The 2,357-nt window shown below is 38.1% G+C and carries 1 protein-coding gene; it reads left to right on the forward strand.

Annotation, left to right across the window (positions count from 1 at the left end):
• Positions 1-24: 24 nt before the first annotated feature.
• On the forward strand, positions 25-2,357 hold a 2,333-nt coding region (locus ACOVQ4_RS11060; protein WP_421820705.1), incomplete at its 3' end, for an outer membrane beta-barrel family protein.

The following is a 2,357-nucleotide window of genomic DNA, read 5'->3' on the forward strand; positions in this document are numbered from 1 at the left end:
CCAAAAGCCCCCAAACAATTTTATATGAAATCATTAACTTCTCTCATTCAAAAACTAGCTTTATTAAGCTTGATGTTATGGCTTGGAAATGTCTCACAGGCACAAGTTACGTCTGTGAGTATTTCTGGGCAAATCCGAAATAAAAGTAATACCACTGTATTGCCTTATGCCAATATTATCTTGAAAACTGCCAAAGATAGCGCCTTTGTGACAGGAACAGTGTCGAACGAGGAAGGACGGTTTACCTTGACCAATGTAAAACCTAATGAGTATATTTTGACAGTTTCATTGGTTGGTTTTAACGTAGCCAAACAAAAGATTTTCGTAGGAAAACTTTCCGCATTTTTGGACTTACCTGTCATTGAACTTACCGAAAATGTACAAACTCTAGGAGAAATAACCGTTCAAGGAAAAGCCGATGAAGTGAGCGCCAAAATGGATAAAAAGGTATTTTCTATTGCCAATAATATCTCACAAAGTGGCGGCTCTATTTTGCAGGCTATGCAAAGCGTACCAGGTGTGACAATCGAAAGCGGAAAGGTATCATTAAGGGGCAATGACAAGGTGACTATCTTAATAGATGGCAAACAAACGGCTTTGACAGGATTTAATGCCCAGTATGGTTTGGATAATATTCCCGCCTCGAACATCGATAAAATTGAGGTAATTAATAATCCTAGCTCCAAGTACGACGCCAACGGCAGTGCAGGGATTATTAATATCATCATGAAGAAAAATATTAGACAAGGTTTTAATGGTAAATTGGGTTTAGCCACGGGTTTGGGCGCTCTTTGGCAGCGTCAAGACAATTATCCTGATGTGCGTCCGCAATATACGATGACGCCAAAAATCAATCCATCCTTGGCATTAAATTACCGTACCAATAAAATCAATACTTTCGTTCAGGTAGATAATCTTTACACGCATACGCTCAACAAAAACGAATATACGACCCGTACTTACGATGACGGAACAGTCATAAAGCAACAATTAAAGCGTAATCGAGATACCAACTTTTTTAACTCAAAAGCAGGTTTTGATTGGTTTCTGGATAGTCAAAATACCTTGACTGTTTCGGGCTTATTTGGTACCGAAAAAATCTTAGATAATGGCGATGAGCCATTTTTTAATGGAGATTTTAGTCAACGATTGCGTCTTTGGACTTTCTTGGAAGATGAATTGAAAACTACTGCTATGGCAACACTTGCCTATCAGCACAAATTTCAGGATGCTGGACATTTGTTGAATTTTGGCTACAATTATACATTCCATCGTGAGGATGAGAAATACTTTTTTACCAATGCCATGCCCACTTTTACGGGCAAAGATTCATTCAAATTGCTTTCTGATGAAACAGTTTCAGATTTTAACCTAGATTATATCAAACCACTCAAATTTGGTAGAGTAGAAACAGGTGTAAAATACCGTAAACGCGATATTCCAACCAATATGCAGTTTTTCCCTGGGGTAAATTCTCCTTTGGATTCTTCGGCGGGTGGACCAGCTACCTATAAAGAATCTATTCCTGCGGTTTATGGAAACTTGGTCTTTGAAACTCGAAAACTTGAAGCTGAAATTGGCTTGCGTATGGAATATGTGTCGGTAAATTATCAGGTGAGTCCGTCACATAATACCTACAAAAGCGATGGGTATTCGTACACACAGCCCTTTCCAAATGTACGTCTGGGATACAAAATCAGTGATAAACATCAGTTAACTTTCTTGTACAATCGTCGAGTAGACCGCCCCAATGAGGTAGATATTCGTGTTTTTCCGAAATATGACGATGCCGAAATTATCAAAGTGGGGAACCCCGCTCTGAAGCCACAGTTTACCAATAGTCTTGAATTGGGATATAAAACAAACTTTTCACGAGGCTATTTTTATACTTCTTTATATCATAAAATCGTGGATGGAACTATCACCCGTATTTCGAGTACTGTGCCAAACAGTACTTTGATTTATGCCATTTTTCAAAATGTTGACAAAAGTTATAATACAGGGATTGAAATGGTAATGAGCAAAGAAATTGCACCTTGGTATTCGTTAAATATCAATGCCAACGTTTACCGAAATCAGATTAATGCTTTTGCTATCATGAATCTTTACCCGACTCCACATATATCGAGTTCGGATGAACAAATGTTGATTTCGTGGAATACCAAATGGAATAATATCATTCATTTACCCAACAAAACAGAATTACAAGTTTTGTTCACTTATTTGGCGCCAGACCTTATCCCACAAGGGCGAATCCAACAGCGTTTTTCTTGTGATGCAGGGTTGAAAAAATCTATGAACAACGGGAAGCACGAGGTGTTTGTGAATGCGACAGATTTGTTTAATACCATGAAAAT

The organism is Flectobacillus sp. (assembly GCF_049240685.1).
In the GTDB taxonomy this organism is placed as follows: Bacteria; Bacteroidota; Bacteroidia; order Cytophagales; family Spirosomataceae; genus Flectobacillus.